The sequence below is a fragment of the Psychrobacter sp. YGAH215 genome (assembly GCF_007280595.1).
GTDB classification, from domain to species: Bacteria; Pseudomonadota; Gammaproteobacteria; order Pseudomonadales; family Moraxellaceae; genus Psychrobacter; species Psychrobacter faecalis.
The window spans coordinates 61,021-78,085 of record NZ_VKLR01000009.1; the positions used below are offsets into that span (position 1 = coordinate 61,021).

Here is a 17,065-nt window from a genome sequence, read left to right on the forward strand (position 1 = left end):
TGTTTTAAAGAGTTTGTGCTTTTGCCCTATATTTTGTGGCGTATTTTTAGTAAAATCCTTCTTTACCAATTACCGACAGAGTACTATGACCAAGTTTATATTTGTGACCGGTGGGGTAGTGTCCTCACTAGGAAAAGGTATTACCGCAGCCTCTCTTGCCGCAGTCCTTGAAGCACGCGGCGTGAGCGTGACGATGACCAAAATGGATCCGTATATCAACGTCGATCCAGGTACGATGAGCCCATTTCAACATGGCGAAGTGTTCGTCACCGAAGATGGCGCTGAGACCGATTTGGATTTAGGCTACTATGAGCGCTTTTTACGCCATTCAAAGATGAGTAAGAGCAATAACTTTACCAGTGGCCGTATCTATCAGAACGTTTTGAATAAAGAGCGCCGCGGTGAATATTTGGGCGGTACGGTACAGGTGATTCCGCATATCACTGATGAAATCAAAAGCAAAATTCTTGCCAGTGGCGAAGGCTATGATATCGCCATTATCGAGATTGGCGGTACGGTCGGTGATATCGAGTCACTTCCTTTTATGGAAGCGGTACGCCAAATGCAAGTAGAGCTAGGTCGCAATCGCGCCATGCTGATGCATTTAACGCTGGTGCCTTATATTGCCAGCGCGGGCGAAACCAAAACCAAGCCTACTCAGCATTCAGTAAAAGAGCTACGTTCTATCGGTCTGCAGCCAGATATCTTAATCTGCCGCTCTGACCACCATATCTCACAAGACAATCGCCGCAAGATTGCGTTATTTACCAACGTCGAAGAGCGCGCAGTCATCATGTGTGAAGATGCGCAAAGTATTTATCAAATACCGCGTACCTTGCATGAGCAAGATCTTGATGATTTAATCTGTGAGCGCTTTGGTCTTGATGTACCAGAAGCGGATTTAAGCGATTGGGATAAAGTGGTCGAAGCGCAGCTCAATCCTGAAGCAACAGTGACGGTCGCAATGGTAGGTAAATATGTTGAATTGCCAGATGCCTATAAATCTATCAACGAAGCTTTGCTACACGCTGGTATCACCCATAAAGCCGACGTCAAAATCGACTATATCGACGCTGAGCTGTTAGAAACCGATGATGCTTTATTTGCTCGTCTTAACGATGCCGATGCTATTTTAGTACCGGGCGGTTTTGGTGAGCGCGGTACCAATGGTAAAATGAAAGCCATTACTTACGCGCGCGAAAATAACGTACCTTATCTTGGTATCTGCCTTGGTATGCAGCTGGCGGTGATTGAATATGCGCGTAATGTGCTACATATCGATGCCAATTCCTCTGAGTTCCATCGTACCGCGGCCGAGCCTATCATCGGTTTGATTACCGAGTGGTTGGATGAGCGCGGCGAATTGCAGATTCGTAGCGATGATTCAGACCTCGGGGGCACCATGCGTTTAGGCGCGCAGCAAGCGGAACTGGTGGCGGGTAGTAAGCTTGCGCAAATTTACGGTTCAACCAATATCACTGAGCGTCATCGCCATCGTTATGAGATGAACAATCGTTATATCGAGCCATTAGAGCAAGCAGGTATGACGATATCGGGTTATTCTGCTAAGCAGCATTTGGTTGAATCGGTTGAGATTCCTAACCATCCTTGGTTTGTCGCCGTACAGTTCCATCCTGAATTTACCAGCTCGCCACGCGGTGGTCATCCACTGTTTAACAGCTTTGTCAAAGCGGCAAGGAATTATAGCGATAATAAATAAGCATTATCGTACGACAGCTTAATAACTATAAAAAGACTGATCTTCGGATGGGTCTTTTTTTTGGCTTGAATTCAGACTTTTCTAATGACATTTTTTATAGGTACAGCTTTTATATCAGGCAGTTAAAATTATCAATTACGCTTGGATACTTTTTTTCATTGAGCTATCGGTTACAATAGGAAAAGTCAGATGAATAAACGTTGTTGATAACGACAGTAAATAACAATAATGAGGGTCAGCACTTCATGGAACATTTATTAACCGCACAATCACATATCAAGCTCGATACGCCAAGTGGCAAGACGATTAATATCGGTAACGACCAGCCGTTTGTCTTATTCGGTGGTATGAATGTTTTAGAGTCCAAAGAATTGGCGTTTGAGATTGCCGAGCAGTATGTGGATATCTGCCAGCGTTTGGGCATTGGCTATGTCTTTAAAGCCAGCTTTGATAAAGCCAACCGTTCAAGCTTACATTCATATCGCGGGCCGGGTCTAGAGCAGGGTATCGATTGGCTAGGGCAAATTAAAGAAAAGTTCCAAGTACCGATTATCACGGATGTGCATGAACCTTATCAAGCAGCGCCGGTCGCTGAAGTGGCTGATATTATCCAGCTACCAGCGTTTTTATCGCGTCAGACTGACTTGGTGCACGCGATGGCAAAAACTGATGCGATTATTAATATCAAAAAGGCGCAGTTCTTAGCACCGCACGAGATGCGTCATATCGTCAATAAATGCCTTGAAGGCGGTAACGATAAGCTGATTTTGTGTGAGCGCGGCAGTGCCTTTGGCTATAACAATTTGGTCGTCGATATGCTGGGTTTTGATACCATGAAGCAGATGGATATCCCCGTGTTTTTTGATGTGACGCACAGTTTGCAGCAGCCGGGCGCGCGTAGTGACAGTGCTGGCGGTCGCCGTGAGCAAATCACCACCCTTGCTCGTGCAGGTATGGCGACAGGTTTGGCAGGTTTGTTTTTAGAGGCGCATCCAAACCCAGAAGTGGCAAAATGCGATGGTCCGTGTGCGTTGCGAACCAGTCAGTTAGAGCCGTTTTTGCGTCAACTTAAGCAGATCGATGAGTTGGTCAAAGGTTTTGAGGTATTGGATACGCATTAATGCTATAAACGCTATAAACGCTATAAACGACGAGGGGATAAGATCATGGCGATTAAAGTTGCACAAGTAAGTATCGAGAATATCGATGATACCGAAGGGTTTGAGAGCGTGATGACGGCGCTAAAAAATATTACCGGTGTCACAGAGATTGAGCTACAGCCTGAAAACAGAATGGCATTTATCCATTATGATGATACCAAAACGACGGTGCATGCGTTTGTTGCAGCAATTAGCATGGTTGATTACGTGACTCAACCATTTCCTATCGATGCCCCGCAAAACCCACGTTATCATGATTAACGTTTAGTGAGTGACTATTTACTGCGGTATTTTTAACGCTTGATAGTTCCATAAGCCATGTTTATACAAATTTCGTTTTTATAAAAATATTTGAAGCAACAACGCTTTAATAAACTTACAACCAAATGGACTTGTTGTTAACAGTAATACGGCTTATGCTAGTTGGATGCTGTGTTTATAAGTAAGCGTATAAAGAGCATTATAAACGTAGTTTTTGAACATTATAAAAAATTCACTAATAAAAAATCCGTTATAAGAATAAGGAGCCTCTCATGGCAAACCAAACCAGAATCATTAATATCGATGGCATGACTTGTGGTGGTTGTGTGGCAAGCGTACATAAAGCAACTGACGGCATAGACGGCGTAGAGACAATCTCTGTTGATTTGGCTGATAATTTAGCGACCGTGACCTTTGATGACACTAAGACCACTATCGAGGAGATAGCTACTGCTATCGACGATGCAGGTTTCGATGCTACCGTTGCAAACTCTTAAGATTATTTGTATTTGTAAAAGAACCGGCTCTGATGGCTGGTTTTTTTAATGGCTAAAAAATAATGAGGCAGCAATAACTAACGTCTTTTTATTTATACGCCAATAGCTGTTGATGAGTTGCAACCATAGAAAAAGTTGAATTACCGCCAATCATAACCATTTAATATTTATCATCAGTAGGTTTAGAAAAGGGCGCTTCAAATACGCTTTCGTCTAACACCTTTATCAAGCTATTGAGCTTTTTTTCGCGCAAACGAATGCCTAAATATCTAAACGCTATCACGCGCTTTAACGCAATAACGAGTTCTCTCTATGAATGACGCTACCCGTACCGCTAACAATGACCCTTATGAAGTTGAGACTGATATCCAGTCAAATACGCCGCTTGCGCCCAAGCGTGCGCACCTGCAACTGGCGATTGAGGGAATGACATGTCAGGCTTGTGCGTCTCGCATTGAAAAAGTCCTTAATAAGAAGCCGGCGGTCTATGAAGTCAATGTTAACTTCGCTGGCGAGACGGCTAACGTCGATTATGATCCAACGCAAACCACACCTGAGCAGGTAACAGAATGGGTGAATAAAACTGGTTTTGTGGCCAATTTGCAGGCCGCTGATAGTTTGTTTGCTAAGTCGGATGAAGATACCGCAACTGTTTATCCATGGCGCCTGATTGCGCTGTGGATTTGTTTGCTACCGTTCTTGGTTGGTATGGCAGGCATGCTCGTTGGGCAAGGTATGGCGTGGATGCCGCCGGTTTGGATTCAGTTTATCTTAGCGACCATTGTCCAATTTGGGCTGGCATTGCCATTTTACAAAAGCGCGTGGGCGTCTATCAAAGGTGGTCTTGCCAATATGGACGTATTGGTGGTCATTGGCACGGTAACCATTTGGGCGTATTCTACTTATTTATGGCTGACCCATGGCGATGGCACGTTAAGCAGCTTATTACAAAGCGGGCATGCAGGCGGACACGGACCAGCTGTTTATTTTGAAGCAGGGGTAATGGTTATTGCCTTTGTGCGTACGGGTAAATATCTTGAGGAGCGTACCAAAAAGCATAGCTTAAACAGTATTGATTTATTATTATCCCTAACACCTGATGAGGTTGAGCAGCAACAGCCAAATGGTGATTTTCATAATGTCGCGCTACAAGCGGTGCAAGTAGGCGATATCCTGCGTGCCAAACAAGGCAGCCGTGTGGCAACCGATGGTGTCGTTATCAGCGGTGCTGGCTGGTGCGTTGAGAGTCATTTAACCGGCGAGTCCGTACCGCTTAAAAAAGAAGCAGGTGATGTACTGCTAGCAGGGGCGTTGGTCGAAAATGGCAGCTTACTCTATCGCGTCAGTGCGAAAGGCAGCGATACCAAGCTCGGTGATATGGTACAAGCGCTCAGCGATGCACAAGGCTCAAAGGCCAATTTAGCGCGCCTTGCTGATAGAGTAACGGCTATTTTTGTCCCTGTGGTAGTAACGATTGCCTTGGTTACTTTTGGGCTGACGTGGTGGCTAACGGGTATGGTTGATACTGCCTTAATGCATGCGGTGTCGGTGTTGGTCATTGCTTGCCCATGTGCGCTTGGGTTGGCAACGCCAGCGGCTATTATGGCCGGTATGGGTGTCGCCGCCCGTCATGGCGTTTGGTTCAAAGACGCGCAAAGCTTAGAGGCGGCAGGTAATATTGATACCGTGGTACTCGATAAAACGGGCACATTAACTATCGGTAAGCCAACCATCGTCGATCAGGTCATGGTGGATAAATCGCTTGCCGTCGATGATGTGCTGCAAATTGCCGCAAGTGTTGAGGCGCACGCCAGCCATCCATTAGCGACGGCGTTGATTAACGCGGCTAGCGAGCGTAACTTACCACTGATGACTGTCACGGATATCAGTGTCATCAAAGGTGCGGGTATACAAGCCAATATCGAAGGCTTAGGTGTGGTAAAAGTTGGTACGGCAGAGTTTGCTAATCTAACCCTGCCAAAACTGATGCCAAAAGTATGGCAAATTGCCAGTACTGTCGCCATTAGTATCAACGATGAGCCGCTAGGCGCGTTTGCCTTAGCTGACGATTTAAAAGACGACACGCCGCAGGCAATTACTGCGCTACAAGATGCGGGTATCAATGTTATATTAATGAGTGGGGATAAGCAGTCGGTTGTTGACCATGTGGCAGGGCAGTTGGGTATTGAGCAAGCGTACGGTAAAATGAGCCCACGTGATAAGGCGAGCCAAATTGCCCTATTGCAAACAGCGGGTCACAAAGTGGCGATGGCGGGCGACGGCGTCAATGATGCGCCAGCAATGGCAACCGCCGATGCCAGCTTTGCGATGTTTGAGGGTACGGATGTCGCCCAGCATAGTGCCTCTGCACGCTTGATGGGTGAGTCGCTCATGCATATTGATGCGGCGCAAAAAATTGCCAATGCAACGGTGCGCAATATCAAGCAAAATTTATTCTTTGCTTTTATCTATAATTGCCTAGGTATTCCGCTTGCCGCTTTTGGTTTTTTAAATCCTATGATTGCCGCTGCAGCAATGGCGCTGAGCTCTATTTCGGTATTGATGAATGCGCTACGTCTGACGCGTTTCAAAACCGAGGTTGAGCTAAATAACACCGTCTCTAATACTCAGACTGACAGTAAGCGTTTAACAAAAACATAAATGCCAAACCGCCTGTCATATCGTCGCTGTTAAGAGGGATTGCACCCCCTCTTTAATGGCTGATATTACAGGCGATATTTCATTTCATGGGCGCAAGTTGGGGTAAGATAAGGGAAGTTTGGCAAAATTTATGCTATGATACCAAGCACGATAGCTGACAGTTAAAGTATTAGATGAAGCTTTAATAAGGCATGAAACCAGTCAATTATATGAATAGATATTGTTGGTTTTGCTATAAGTGCTATACGATATTTTGCTTTACCTTTTTTGTATTGTAGTTGCCGTTATTTATCCCTCAAACTTGGCATGACCATAGGAATTAACAGACATTATGTACGCTGAAGAAACCACCAACTTCGCCGCAATTATAGACATTCGCGCTCGTGAGATTTTAGACTCGCGCGGTAACCCAACGATTGAAGCTGATGTCATCTTAGCTGACGGCACAATTGGCCGTGCTGCTGCCCCAAGTGGCGCCTCAACTGGCTCACGTGAAGCGCTTGAGCTGCGTGATGGCGATCAAGATCGCTACATGGGTAAAGGCGTCAAAAAAGCCGTTGCCAATGTCAATAGCCAGATTCGTAGCGCGCTTATGGACAAAGACGTCACTGAACAGCAAGCGATTGATGACGCTATGATTGCGCTCGATGGTACAGAAAATAAAGACAACCTTGGCGCTAATGCCATGTTGGCGGTGTCTTTGGCAACGGCAAAAGCAGCTGCTAAGTCACAAAGCCTACCGTTGCATCAATATATCGCAAACTTGCGCAATCAGACATCATTGACCATGCCGGTACCGATGATGAACATCTTGAACGGTGGCGAGCACGCAGACAATACCGTTGATATCCAAGAGTTTATGATTGAGCCGGTTGGTTTCACCAGCTTCTCAGAAGCGCTGCGTGCGGGTACAGAGATTTTTCATAGCTTAAAATCTGTCCTAAAAGCACAGGGTTTAAATACCGCGGTCGGTGATGAAGGCGGTTTTGCACCAAACTTGCGTAGCAATGAAGAAGCCATCACCGTTATCATGCAAGCGATTGAGCAAGTCGGTTATAAAGCTGGCGATGATATCCATTTGGCTCTAGACTGTGCTGCCAGTGAGTTTTATAAAGATGGTCAATATATCTTGGCAGGCGAGGGTAATAAATCCTTTGATAGCCAAGGTTTTTCAGATTACCTCGTAGGCTTGACGCGTCAATATCCTATCATCTCTATCGAAGACGGTCTTGATGAGTCGGATTGGGATGGCTGGAAATACTTAACTGAACAGATTGGTGATAAAGTTCAGTTGGTTGGTGATGATTTGTTCGTGACCAACCCTGCTATTTTGCAAGAAGGTATTGATAAACATATTGCCAATGCGATTTTGATTAAGTTTAACCAAATCGGCACCTTGTCAGAAACCCTAGATGCGATTTATCTGGCGAAGAAAAATGGCTATGCAACGATTATCTCGCATCGTTCAGGTGAAACGGAAGACAGCACCATTGCTGACTTAGCAGTTGGCACAGCAGCGGGACAAATTAAAACCGGCTCACTATGCCGCTCAGACCGTGTTGCAAAATACAATCAGCTACTACGTATCGAGCAACAGGTACGTGCAAGCTACCGTGGCCGTGAAGAGTTTATCGGTTTACGTGGCTAATCAGCTAAGTAGTTGAAAAGTTAGGCTTAAAGCTAAGCGCTATATTGTCATTCGCAAGATGATATAGCGCCTAATAAGTTAATCTAATTTTCGATTTTAATTATTATCCCTTTATCACTTGGCGTTAATACTTTATGAAATACTTTAGCCAATTTATCTTACTTGCTTTAGCGGTCGCTGTACTGTTAGGGCTGCAATACCAGTATTGGCTGGGTGAAAACGGTCAATTTGAGCATCATAAATTATTGACCCAGATTGAAGAACAACAGCGTTTAAATGATAATCAAGTAGCGGCAAATAACTTGCTGCGTACGGACGTTCATGATCTAAAAACCGGCCTTGAAGCGGTAGAGGAACACGCGCGTTTAGATTTAGGCTTGATTAAGCCAAATGAAACTTTTGTACAAGTATCAACAGCGCCGACAACCCATAGCCGTTATTGATTCTATCTACTCCAAAATAAACGATTACCTATAATTTTTTCTGCTTATATTTAAAGTACGATTTTTTTTAACTTCCTTTTTATCCAATCCAGTCATATCATCATGGAATCTGACCATGAGTATCAATCAAAACCACCTTATGAATACCACACCACATATACATGCCATGATTGTCGCTGCGGGTCGCGGTAGTCGTTTTGGTGCATCAATCGCCAAACAATATACCAAGCTACAAGGGCAGACCTTGTTACAACATAGCGTGGCGCGGCTTGCGAGCAGTCGTTATATTGATCAGTGTTTATTGGTGATTGCAAAAGATGATCATACGGCGCAGACGCTTAATTTTGCATTGCCTATTGAATATACGAGCGGTGGAGCAGAGCGTTGGCAATCCGTGCAAGCAGGGGTAGAGGCGCTTATTAGGGCAGGTGCGCATGACTCAGACTTGGTGCTTATCCATGATGCCGCGCGTCCAGCGGTGCCTCAGCAAGATATTGATAAAGTGATTAAAGCCGCGCTGCAAGAGCCGTATGGCGCTATCTTAGCGACCCCAGTTGCCGATACCCTAAAACAATCCTATACAGCGTCCTATAAGCACGCTAGCGCTGTCTCCGAAGCTATTAATAGCGCTAAAGGTAAACAGCATTCTTATGTTGAACGTACGCTTGAGCGTAGCAATATGTGGCAAGCGCAAACGCCGCAAGTCTTTCGCTTAGCTAAGCTGCGAGAAGTATTGGCTTATGTTGAAGAGCATGACCTTACTATCACCGATGAAGCAAGCGCGTTCGAGTACTTAGCGCTGCCAATTCGTTTGGTCGTTGGCAATCGGCAGAACATTAAACTTACCTATCCTGACGACGCTATTTTGCTTAGCGCGATTCTTAACGCCCAGTCCCAATTGTCTTAAAAGATTTTCACCACCATCACTATTTGCATTTCTCATTCTTTCCCCTGCTAAGTATTTCACTATAAATTTTCTATTCTCAAGTTCTAAATTGAGATGACTCTTCTCATAGCATTCATTTCTCACCTTTTTTTTCTAAGATTTTAGACTGACTGTTGAATAAAAAAGTATTTATTTATGCTATATGTTGAATATAAATGGTTTTAAAGCAACGTTTAGTATTAATAAGTAGTCATTTAAAATAAACATATATTGCTTTGATGACGAAATTAGCCTATGATGTAACCAACTTAATACAATTAATATAAACATTTATAAATCAATAATATAACAAGCCAATTTGTTACTTCTAAATGCCTTGTTGTTCTATTTTTTCTAAAATGAGTATGGTTGTCTTAGCTACATTTACCTGATAATAGGGAGAAGCTGATTGTCAACAGTGAATGATTCGACAAATCCAGTAACGTCAGATCTCTGCCAGCTTGTATGTCTGAGCCACATTACGTCGACTAGTCTTGCAAGTGCGAGTACGCTTAATGACATCGCAGAGGTCGCGATTGAGCGTAATCAAGCCGATAACATTACCGGTATCCTTTGCTACGGCAATGGCTACTTTTTTCAATGTGTAGAAGGGTCAGAACAAGCATTGACCAATTTGAAAAACCGCTTGTTGGTCGATGATCGACATAAAGATTTAAAAATATTGGATTTTTCGGCAATTGCTGAACGCCGTTTTGCGGGATGGTCGCTACGCTCGATCACTCTTGAGCGCTGGATGATGAATGAGCCAAAGCTAAAATCTTTTATGCCATTTAAGCCCCATACTTGGGAAGTTAATGGCTGGCAGCAATTTTTAGATATTCTGCAAGGTTATTATGAAGACCAAGAAAAGACTGGTGAGCTTGATACCCAGCCGATAAAATACAGTACGCTAGGGGTGACCTTAGGTAAAGTCGTCGGTCAGCATCAAGCGTTTTTCTTAATTCAAAGTGTCTTAGCGGGCTTAATCGTGTTGGCGCTGCTTTGGTTGATGTTAGCCGATAAGATTTGGTAAATTGTTGTAAATAATTAGCGCATAGATATTTAAAAAGCCAGCATTCAGTGCTGGCTTTTTGCTGCGAGAGAATAATGTAAATCATGCTCACTTTATTTATGAGTATTTATAAATATTGATGAAAGACAGATATAGTCAAAATATTCTAAAAACGCTACGGTACTGCTGATATCAATTTTTTGTAGCCTCTGTCTGCGCAAGCACAGCAAGCAAGAAAAATTGATATCAGCAGTACGTGATGTATCGATATTAAGTTTCACTCACTATAGATATTCGTGAAAACAAATAAGCATAAAAAAACCCCACTCATATTTCTATGAGTAGGGTTTTGCTGGTGTGCTTATCAGTCTTATTTATGCTTGATAGCAAATTTGCTAATAAGTGACGCCAAATAGTGGCGTCCCCAGGGGGATTCGAACCCCCGTTACCGCCGTGAAAGGGCGGTGTCCTAGGCCTCTAGACGATGGGGACTAGTAACAACACTTCAGCTGCTTTCACCATTTATGCCGAAGTGGTGCGTATTTTAATGGCGACCGCGCTTGCTGTCAAGCCTTTTTCGACGCCTTTTTGAAATTAAGTATCTTTTTTTAAGCGCGCGCCGTGGATGTAGGTCTTTTCGCTTTAAATGATGCCGAATCCACAACGACGTACAAGCGCTAATGGTTAACGCCAGTAGCATGTAACCGATAATGGTTGCCCATAATTTAACCTGTGGTTCCATAGCAAAGTCCCTTTTTGTTAAGCTCACCTAATCCATAATAGGTGATTAGCTATAGATAACACTATTCATTGAGTTTAACAATGCAAAGGGCGTATGCTTTATTTTACTTGGCGTCGTCAGCGTTGCTATCGACAGTGCTGTTAGCGGCTGTCTCGGTATTTTCCTGCTCGTTATGGATAGCGTTCGCGAGCATCGGGTAGCTATTTAGAATATGACAAAACAGTTCAGCCGTCTTTTGGGTATCATAGAGCGCTGAATGTGCGTCATTACCATCAAAATCAAGCCCAGCAGCCTTACAAGCACGCGCGAGTACCGTTTGTCCGAATGCAAGCGCAGACAGCGTCACGGTATCGAAAACTGAGAAGTTATGAAACGGATTATGGTTTTTGCTGTTGGTACGCAACACTGCCGCATTTAAAAACGCTAAGTCAAAATGGGCATTATGGCCAATCAAAACGCATTGACGGCAGTCTTCAGCGCGGCGTACTTCTTTTAAGCCTTTAAAAATACGGCGCAGCGCCGTTTTTTCATCTTCGGCAATGGCTTTACGCAGTGGATTATTAGGATCGATACCGGTAAAGGCAAGCGCGCTTGGCTCAAGATTTGCGCCTTCAAACGGCTCGATATGGGCGTTAAATGCCTCACCTGGATAAAACACGCCTTGCTCATCAAGTAGTACAGGAATACAAGCAATCTCTAATAAGGCGTCGGTTTGCGCATTAAAGCCTGCGGTTTCGACATCGACGACAACAGGCAAAAACTTACGAAAACGCTCTTTTAAGCGCATGGGTGCTTGTTCATCTGTTGCGCCGTTACTATCGGCAGTAGCGCTTGAGGTAGTAGTAAGACAGGCATTTTCCGTATTAGCCAAATTGTTTCTAGGTAAGCTGGCATCATTTTGAATGGTCATATCAGGTTAAATCGCTTTTATCAGTCGTGCTGTGGTATTGAATGAAATAAACAATAAATATCCTATGATACGAGGTTTACTTTTGCTAAGCGAATTGGCGTTTTAGCAAAAGTGCAGACCTAGCATAGGATATGAAATAAATGCAGGCAAATAGCGTTATGTCACTGCTGTTAAGCTTTAATAGACCAAGGTAACGTCTCGCCCGCCAATAGGGGCGTTAACGACGCGCCATCAAAGTAAGGGTAATGGGTCGGTACTTGCATCGGCGTGTTTATCAACGTGATGGTGCTGTCATTTAATGGCAAACCATAGAACTGAGCGCCAAATCGGCTGGCAAATCCTTCAAGTTTGTCGATTTTACCCACACTATCAAAAGCAGTGGCGTATAGCGGTAAGGCATTAGCAGCACTATAACAGCCAGCACAGCCGCAAGCCGATTCTTTTGCGTTCGTTGCATGCGGCGCCGAATCTGTGCCTAAAAAGAATTTTGGATTGCCACTGGTGGCGACATCCAACAATACTTTTTGATGGCTTTCACGTTTTAAAATAGGCAGGCAGTAAAAGTGCGGCTTGATACCGCCGACCAATAAATGATTGCGATTAAACATTAAGTGCTGGGGCGTAATGGTCGCAGCAATTTGATTGCCTTGTTCTAAGACAAAGTCGGCGGCATCACTGGTCGTTATATGCTCTAGCACAATTTTCATCGTCGGAAATTTGACGATGATTTGTGCCAACACTTCGTCTAAAAAGCGCTTTTCACGGTCAAAGATATCGACATGGTCATGCGTGACTTCGCCATGGAGCAGTAGTGGTAGATTGTATTTTTCCAGCGCTTCAAAGACATCGACGCAGGCATTAATATCGGTGACACCGTCGGCAGAGTTGGTCGTGGCGCCAGCTGGGTAGAGCTTGACCGCTTGCACGATACCAGATTTTGCCGCCATTTCGATATCCTGAGCGGTGGTGTTATCAGTAAGATACAAGGTCATGCGTGGGTCAAAAGCTGCTTTACGCTCCGCACTCAAATCGCTTGCTGCTAAATGCTGCAGGATGCGCTCACGGTAGGCTTGCGCCGCATCGATATTTTTAACAGGCGGTACCAAGTTTGGCATACAGATGACGCGGTTAAAGCTTTGGGCGGCGTGCGGAACGGTAGTCGCCAACGCTTTATCGTCGCGCAAATGAATATGCCAATCATCTGGCTGCAGCAGGGTTAATTCTCTAATCGAATCGGTCATAGTATCTTCGCGCTCTATATCTTTATACGGCAGTAAAAGGGAGTCTAGCTGAGCTGCTATCATAACAGATTTGCCTACTTGACTAAATATGCGGCGAACTATCTGTACATAAAAGCCGCGCGATGTCGTTGATAAGTAACCAGCGCCTATGTATGCATTTATATTAGTTATCGGTGAAAACCTAGCACCGAATGGCGCTGATACTTTTGCCGCACGTAAATATGATGTACACTGAGCAGGCAATCTATTTTTTATTTATTTCATCCTATCCTGCGCATTTTTATTTCTCATTAAATGTATTCGATAATAAATTCTTATATTAGGAGTTATTCATGGCTCAGCTTGATCCAAAAAATATTAATAAAATCGTCTTGGCCTATTCCGGCGGTCTTGACACCTCAATCATCGCCAGATGGCTACAAGAAACCTATGATGCAGAAGTGATTACGTTCACCGCTGACATCGGTCAAGGTGAAGAAGTTGAGCCGGCGCGTGCCAAAGCTGAAGCCATGGGTATCAAGCATATCCATATCGAAGACTTACGTGAAGAGTTTGCCCGCGATTATGTGTTCCCGATGTTCCGCGCCAATGCCATTTACGAAGGCGAGTATCTGCTCGGGACTTCTATCGCGCGTCCTTTGATTGCCAAGCGTTTGGTTGAAATTGCTAAAGAGCATAACGCTGATGCTATCAGTCATGGTGCGACTGGTAAAGGTAATGACCAAGTACGTTTTGAGCTTGGTGCCGTTGCTTTATCACCTGACGTGGTCACCATTGCGCCGTGGCGTGAGTGGGATTTATCAAGCCGTGAAAGCTTGATGAAATATGCCGAAGAACATAATATCGCTATCGATTATGCCGGCAATAAGAAAAAATCTCCGTACTCAATGGATGCCAACTTACTGCATATCTCTTATGAAGGCGGCATCTTAGAAGACCCATACGCCGAAGCAGAAGACGATATGTGGCGCTGGTCAGTCAGTCCAGAAGAAGCACCTGACGAAGCGCAATATCTAGAATTAGAATACAAACAAGGTGATATCGTTGCCATCGATGGCGAAGCGCTTAAGCCTTATGAAGTAATGATTAAGCTGAATGAGATTGGCGGTAAGCACGGTATTGGCCGTTTGGATATCGTCGAAAACCGTTATGTCGGTATGAAATCACGCGGCTGCTATGAAACCCCAGCCGGTACTATTATGCTAAAAGCACACCGCGGGATTGAATCATTAACCCTTGACCGTGAAGCGGCGCACCTAAAAGATGAGCTGATGCCGCGTTACGCTAAAATTATCTATAACGGCTATTGGTTTAGCCCTGAGCGCATGATGCTACAAGCCTTGATTGACAAATCACAAGAATATGTCAACGGTACCGTACGCGTCAAATTATACAAAGGCGCGGTTAGCGTCGTCGGCCGTAAGTCAGACGATTCACTGTTTGATGAAAAAATCGCCACTTTTGAAGATGATGCCGGTGCTTATGATCAAAAAGATGCCGAAGGTTTCATCCGTTTAAATGGTCTACGTTTGGCGATTGAAGCCAGCCGTGGTCGTGATTTATCGAAGTAAGCATATTTTTTTAGATTGTTCTAAATAAAGTATGAATAAAAAAAGGCGCTAATAAGTTAGCGCCTTTTTTTTGGTTTTTTAAGGGTTGTTCAACTATTTTCGTCTACTTCAAAATTTATCTATGAATTATTCTTATTGAGACGCTTTTGGTTCTTCAGCGCCATCTTCATCATCGTCTACCATAACAATCGCCACATCTTGCTGTTGGCGCTCCTTGATAAGATCTTGCTCGATGACTTCTTCTGTGGCCAATTTGATACCGTCAGATTTTTGGCTTTGATATTTGAGCGCTGCTAGCCCGCCAAGTACGCCAATAACCGCAATAATGATTAGGATAACGGGATTTTTCCAGAGCGGTATAGGCGCGTCGTATTCAATCGGCTTTTCACTGGTGGTGGTCGGCGTATTGTCGTTATTGCCGCCAATTAGACCTAAGCTTACCAAAGGTGGTTTTGGTGCGCTGGCAGGCTCGGAGGTAATTCTTAGGCGGTTGCGCTGCAAATATATTTCTGAAATTTTCGCCAGTTGCAACAGCCAACGCTGGTGCGGCAAGCTTATGGCTGACATTTCGGCAAACACCAATAAGTCATTGTGTTTACCTTGTTGAGCATTCGCAGGTGAGCGCCCAATGACCTTTAAATAATTGCCCGTCGCTAGTTGCATGTCTTGGACAGGCTCATGGTTTTCAGTTTTAAACGTCGTCAACTCGTGCCAATAAGGGTCAAAAGCGGGCGGAGTATCAGCGAGCTGCGCTGTGCTCAATAAAGTACGTTCTGTGGTGTTTCTTACTTCTGTCTCTACATCTACTTTTAAGTCTGACTGTAAAGCAGTTTCTGTAGAAGTGGTTGTTTTTTCATTCTCATTAGGTTCAGCCCGCTTGGTAGATTCTAACGCTGGTTTATTGGCCACAAAGCGCTCGACGGATAAAAACTGCGGCTGCAAGGCGAACCATTTGTCCAGCTCCTCATTATCAAGCTGGCTATATTCTGCTAAAATCGCCAGTTCACGTAAGACAATCACGCATAAAGAGGTGAGTAGTATTTGCACTTGCGGTGACGTCGCCTCAATGCGCTCTGCAATGTAATCACTGGCTTTGATCACGCGCGCATTCTCATGAAAAATCGCATCGGCCACCTCTTGGCGATAATATAAAGTCGCATTGATGGTCGAAAAATTCATTGAATTATATCGTCTTAGTTCTTTGACGGCGGTACGAGTAAACAGTTTTTTACTCACTGCTTGGCCATCATTATGCTGCTGATAAGCAAGTAAGGCGCTGATAATCGCTTGCAAACTGGCATCCATCGCCAAACGCGCTTGCGGTAATGACAGCTTAGCCACGTCTGCCAATAATGACACCATCGGCTTGGTATCTTGATAGAGAAAATCATACATCGACACACGTGTCGGTGAAATAGTCGTCATAATCTGCTAGCATCAAAAAGTGTGCCCCTATATTACGGTGCCAAAAGCCTTGATACAATCCCTTAATAATAGAAAAACGCAAACATTTCGCTCACTATTTACTCTCAACGCAGTTGATAATAACCGCTGTAGATTTATGAGCGCTGGAAAATCTTATGACAAATAACGAAAGCTTTACCGAAGAGTTTAACGAAAATTCTGATGTGCGACTGGTTATTAACATTGCTCAGCAAACGTTAACGCTATATAAATACGATAAAGGAATGACTCAATATACGGTATCGACCGCTAAAAACGGTATTGGCAGCCAGCAAGATAGCGGCTGCACACCCCTTGGTAAGCACATTATCGCGGCAAAAATCGGCGGCAATGAACCCATGAACGCGGTATTTGTGGGACGCAAACCGACAGGCGAGGTCTATAGTGCAGAGCTTGGTAAACTGTATCCAGAGCGCGATTGGATATTAAGCCGTATTTTATGGTTACGCGGTCTTGAAGAGGGGTTGAATAAAGGCAGTAATGTTCACGGCGGCTGCGATACTTATCAGCGTTATATTTATATTCATGGCACACCAGACAGCGAACCAATGGGCGAGCCGCTCTCTCACGGCTGTATACGGATGCGCAATGAGGATATTTTGGAGTTATTTGAACAAGTGACCGAGGGCACAACTGTGACCATTATTGCTCGTTGATATTTACTCGAAAACACTACGCTTAAAAAACACTACGCTTAAAAAACATCATGCTTAAAAACATTACGCATAAAAAAAGACAACGTACCTGATGGTCGCTGTCTTTTTTTGAATTATGTAAAGGTTCAGTTAATTATAAGTAAGATACAGGGTC

The 17,065-nt window shown here is 44.2% G+C and carries 14 protein-coding genes and 1 tRNA gene; 11 read left to right on the plus strand and 4 right to left on the minus strand.

The annotated features are described in order from the left end of the window. Window positions 1-85 precede the first annotated feature (85 nt). From FOR85_RS05220 to FOR85_RS05260, 9 genes are all read left to right on the plus strand, one after another. Window positions 86-1,720 (plus strand): CTP synthase, encoded by a 1,635-nt coding sequence (locus FOR85_RS05220; RefSeq protein WP_102077672.1) that lies wholly within the window; start codon window positions 86-88, stop codon window positions 1,718-1,720. Window positions 1,721-1,965: 245 nt separating this feature from the next. Then, complete coding sequence (kdsA, locus tag FOR85_RS05225) at window positions 1,966-2,841, plus strand: 3-deoxy-8-phosphooctulonate synthase (protein ID WP_144297020.1); 876 nt, start codon at window positions 1,966-1,968, stop codon at window positions 2,839-2,841. A 45-nt stretch (window positions 2,842-2,886) separates the two neighbouring features. Beyond that, on the plus strand, window positions 2,887-3,141 hold the full coding sequence (locus FOR85_RS05230) for a hypothetical protein (RefSeq protein ID WP_068407125.1): 255 nt from the start codon (window positions 2,887-2,889) through the stop codon (window positions 3,139-3,141). Between the two features lie 272 nt (window positions 3,142-3,413). Then, window positions 3,414-3,638 (plus strand): heavy-metal-associated domain-containing protein, encoded by a 225-nt coding sequence (locus tag FOR85_RS05235; protein ID WP_068407122.1) that lies wholly within the window; start codon window positions 3,414-3,416, stop codon window positions 3,636-3,638. A 312-nt stretch (window positions 3,639-3,950) separates the two neighbouring features. After that, window positions 3,951-6,299, plus strand: a complete 2,349-nt coding sequence (locus FOR85_RS05240) for a cation-translocating P-type ATPase (RefSeq protein WP_144297021.1) — start codon at window positions 3,951-3,953, stop codon at window positions 6,297-6,299. A 331-nt stretch (window positions 6,300-6,630) separates the two neighbouring features. Further along, a complete protein-coding gene (gene eno / locus FOR85_RS05245; protein ID WP_102077674.1) occupies window positions 6,631-7,947 on the plus strand; it encodes a phosphopyruvate hydratase in 1,317 nt (438 codons plus the stop codon). A gap of 134 nt (window positions 7,948-8,081) precedes the next feature. Then, window positions 8,082-8,390, plus strand: a complete 309-nt coding sequence (locus FOR85_RS05250) for a septum formation initiator family protein (RefSeq protein WP_068407112.1) — start codon at window positions 8,082-8,084, stop codon at window positions 8,388-8,390. Window positions 8,391-8,505: 115 nt separating this feature from the next. Further along, the gene (gene ispD, locus FOR85_RS05255; RefSeq protein ID WP_223808520.1) at window positions 8,506-9,297 is read left to right on the plus strand and encodes a 2-C-methyl-D-erythritol 4-phosphate cytidylyltransferase; all 792 of its coding nucleotides are present in this window, start codon (window positions 8,506-8,508) and stop codon (window positions 9,295-9,297) included. A 436-nt stretch (window positions 9,298-9,733) separates the two neighbouring features. Continuing rightward, window positions 9,734-10,348, plus strand: a complete 615-nt coding sequence (locus FOR85_RS05260) for a BLUF domain-containing protein (RefSeq protein WP_223808524.1) — start codon at window positions 9,734-9,736, stop codon at window positions 10,346-10,348. Window positions 10,349-10,743: 395 nt separating this feature from the next. Here FOR85_RS05260 and FOR85_RS05265 read toward each other — a convergent pair. The 3 genes from FOR85_RS05265 to pyrC all read right to left on the minus strand — a co-directional run bounded on the left by FOR85_RS05265 (window position 10,744) and on the right by pyrC (window position 13,220). Further along, window positions 10,744-10,819: transfer RNA gene (locus tag FOR85_RS05265), tRNA-Glu, on the minus strand. A 353-nt stretch (window positions 10,820-11,172) separates the two neighbouring features. Beyond that, on the minus strand, window positions 11,173-11,856 hold the full coding sequence (gene rnt, locus FOR85_RS05270; RefSeq protein ID WP_068407276.1) for a ribonuclease T: 684 nt from the start codon (window positions 11,854-11,856) through the stop codon (window positions 11,173-11,175). A 293-nt stretch (window positions 11,857-12,149) separates the two neighbouring features. Further along, window positions 12,150-13,220: a dihydroorotase gene (pyrC, locus tag FOR85_RS05275; RefSeq protein ID WP_144297024.1), complete on the minus strand. Its 1,071-nt coding sequence runs from the start codon at window positions 13,218-13,220 to the stop codon at window positions 12,150-12,152. A 332-nt stretch (window positions 13,221-13,552) separates the two neighbouring features. On the opposite strand from pyrC, the gene FOR85_RS05280 reads away from it, so the two are divergent. After that, on the plus strand, window positions 13,553-14,791 hold the full coding sequence (locus tag FOR85_RS05280; protein ID WP_068407105.1) for an argininosuccinate synthase: 1,239 nt from the start codon (window positions 13,553-13,555) through the stop codon (window positions 14,789-14,791). Window positions 14,792-14,923: 132 nt separating this feature from the next. Here FOR85_RS05280 and FOR85_RS05285 read toward each other — a convergent pair whose 3' ends face one another. Then, window positions 14,924-16,216, minus strand: a complete 1,293-nt coding sequence (locus FOR85_RS05285) for a hypothetical protein (protein ID WP_144297025.1) — start codon at window positions 16,214-16,216, stop codon at window positions 14,924-14,926. Window positions 16,217-16,371: 155 nt separating this feature from the next. Here FOR85_RS05285 and FOR85_RS05290 point away from each other — a divergent pair, with 155 nt between their 5' ends. Beyond that, window positions 16,372-16,911, plus strand: coding sequence for a L,D-transpeptidase (locus FOR85_RS05290; RefSeq protein WP_068407100.1), 540 nt, complete (start codon window positions 16,372-16,374; stop codon window positions 16,909-16,911). Window positions 16,912-17,065 lie beyond the last annotated feature (154 nt).